Source organism: uncultured Acetatifactor sp., assembly GCF_948601915.1.
Taxonomy (GTDB): Bacteria; Bacillota; Clostridia; order Lachnospirales; family Lachnospiraceae; genus Acetatifactor.
This window is the reverse complement of the sequence record NZ_CAPDXS010000255.1, coordinates 1-2,754: the sequence shown is the minus strand read 5'-3', so window position 1 is coordinate 2,754 and position 2,754 is coordinate 1. Positions and strand designations below refer to the sequence as shown.

General features: G+C 57.1%; 1 protein-coding gene. It reads right to left on the bottom strand.

Translation table 11 applies throughout. From position 1 onward, the window contains the following. Positions 1-1,179: DNA-directed RNA polymerase subunit alpha C-terminal domain-containing protein (locus Q2B33_RS23730; protein ID WP_300914316.1), on the bottom strand; the 1,179-nt coding region annotated here is incomplete at its 3' end. Positions 1,180-2,754 lie beyond the last annotated feature (1,575 nt).

Genomic DNA, 2,754 nt, shown 5'->3' with positions numbered 1-2,754 from the left:
GAAGATTCCGGCCAGGATCCTGGCCACGGTGGTCTTCGCCGTACCGGGGTTCCCCACGAACTCCATATTCAGCGCCACCGGGACGGATGTCCTGCCCAGCGTCTCCATGTCCTTCTTCATCCTGGCGAAGGCCGCTATTTTCCTGACCTGCTCCTTCACGTCCTTCAGGCCTATCAGTTGTGCCAGCATTTGGGAGCTGCTGGGCGGCTGCTGCTCGCCCTGAAGGGACAGGCCCATTGACGCAAGCTTATTTATGACTTCCTCCAGGCTTCTCGATCCAAGATTCCGGATCTTCGCCAGATCCTCCCGGCTCATTTTCCGGAGATCCCCCAGGGTGTGGATTCCGGCCCGCTTCAGGCAGTTGTAGGTGCGCACGCTCAGATCCATTTCATCCAGGAGTAGATTGTCAGGCTCCTGGTCAGACATCTCCCCGCCGCCGGATTTCCCACCGGCTCCAGGCTGGCTGTGGGCTGCTGGATCCTCCGCATCATATCCCTCCGGATCGTCGTAACCATAGGCTGCGTCCAGATCTTCTTCATCCTCCCAATGGAATCTGTAAGCAGGATCCCCGGAATCCAGGGAGGACTCCTCTGTGGGGAGATCCTCTGTGGAGGACTCCTCTGAGAAGGACTCCTCTGTGGAGGGATCCTCTATGGAATCCAATAGCAAGGACTCCTCAAGGAGAAAGACCTCCAGCAGCCTTTTCATGCTTTCCATCAGGTACTTTGCCGGAAGCCTGAAATCCGTATCCGCGTCCGCCATGTCCGCCTCCTCCAGGACGGTATCCGGAAATGCCAGGGAAAGCAGGGTGCGCATCTGGAGAGTCATCTCCTCCGCCAGACAAAACAGGATCACGCCCTGGCTGTCATGACCGGTCTCCACCACGATCCGCACGACTCCCCCGGACTCCTTCACAGCCCTGACCACATCCTGGAGATAATCCGTGTCCTCAGAGGGCAGATGCCGGCTCCTGAATGTCCGGAGTTCATCGGAGATTCCCGGCATATGCCGCAGGACATATACTTTGGGGAAATCCCTGTACAGATCCTCAAAGAAATCCGGCGCCTGTGCTTCGACATCCGCATATTCCTCAAAAATCCAGCCAAAGTCGCCGGATGTCATCTTGACGTCCCCCTCTGAGAAAGCAAAGGCACGGAGCCCGGTTTTGTCAGAATTCATCTGCCATCCCAGGAATCCGTTCCCCGGAAGCAGCCACGCCGTCTGCAAAAAGCTCTCCACTGCCCAGGAAGCTCTTTCCGACATATGAGTTACGTTGTAGGCATCTGGAGTCAGAGATGTGATATTCGCGATTTCTTTGTGTCCCGTTTTCCATATATAGTTTGACATAGGCTGTGCCGCTCCTTTCGTCATATAAAAAAGTGATAAAAAGTGATAAGTTTCAGCGCCGCGGCTTTTGCCGCGGCTTGTATTGCAATTCGCGTCGCAGTCTAAGCGGTTTGTCCTTGGCACGCTGGCTGCAAGATCATGTCATGATCCTGCAGGTCATGGCGGTGCTTCCCTGACCGACAGAGACTGCGATTAAGTTGTCAAGGAGCGTGGAATACGTCGGCACAACAAAAAAGCCGATGTACAGTACCTTCGAGAGGGCAGAGTACCCCCTGGGATACTCTTTCTGCACTCTTCCATATACCGTTACATCAGCTTGTCAATCAAGCTATATATGATTTGTCGTGTGAAATGATATAAATTTTCACGAGAGATATTATATCAGGTGTTCGTGTGGGTGTCAACAAAAATTTAAATTTAAAAATCATCCTACAGATTGTCGAACACGGCCGTCTCCTTCTCCAGCTCCGCCACCACGTCCTGGTTGACGCCCATGCGCCGGGTGATGTCCTCCATGTCCGCCGCCAGGCTCCGGGTATTGCCCGCCATGCCGGCGATGCCGGAGGCGCTCTCGTCGATGGCTTCGTCGATGGTGCCGATGGAATCCGCGATGCCGGACATGGAATCCTTCAGCCGCTGGGTCTGCCCGTGGAAATCGTCCATGATGCGGCGGATGTGGGCGGCGTCCTCCTTGTACTGGCTGCCGGATTCCACGAAGGCCTGGAATTCCTTCAGGACGGATTGACTCATATAGTCAATCAATTGCCTGGCATTTTCGGAAAGATTGTGGACCGAGGCGGTGACCACGTCGTTGATCGCCTGGATGCGCCCCGCGGTCTCCTGGGTGGAGTTGGAGAGGTCCCGCACCTCCCTGGCCACCATGGCGAAGCCCTTGCCTGCCGTTCCCGCGTTGGCGGCCTCCACGGAGGCGTTCAGGGAGATCAGCCTGGTCTGCTGGGCGATGGCCAGGATGTCCCCGGTGAGGTTCTTGATCTGGTTCACGCTCTTGCTCTTCTCGATGGCGTCGTTGAGGGAGGACAGGATCTCCTCCGTCTTGGCGCCGGTGGTCTCGGCGCTGCTCTGGGCGGACTGCTGCATGGCGTCCGCCCGGGCGTTCATCTGGGCGGTGTAGGCGGTGATGTCGCTGCATTCCTCCGCGATGGCCTGTACCTCCTGCCGGACGGTGCCTGCGCTGTCGTTGATGTCAGATACATTCCTGGCTACCTCCTGAAAGGTCGATGAGAGCTGCCCCGCCAGGGAGGAAAGGCCCGCCGCGCTCTGCCGGGAGGCCTGTGTCCGCTTCAGCACCTCCCCGGTCATGCCGTTGATGCGCCCGGAGCTTTCCTGGATGGTCTTCAGGATGCTCTTGATGGGCGCCACCACATAGAGATCGGAAGAGCGTCGTGT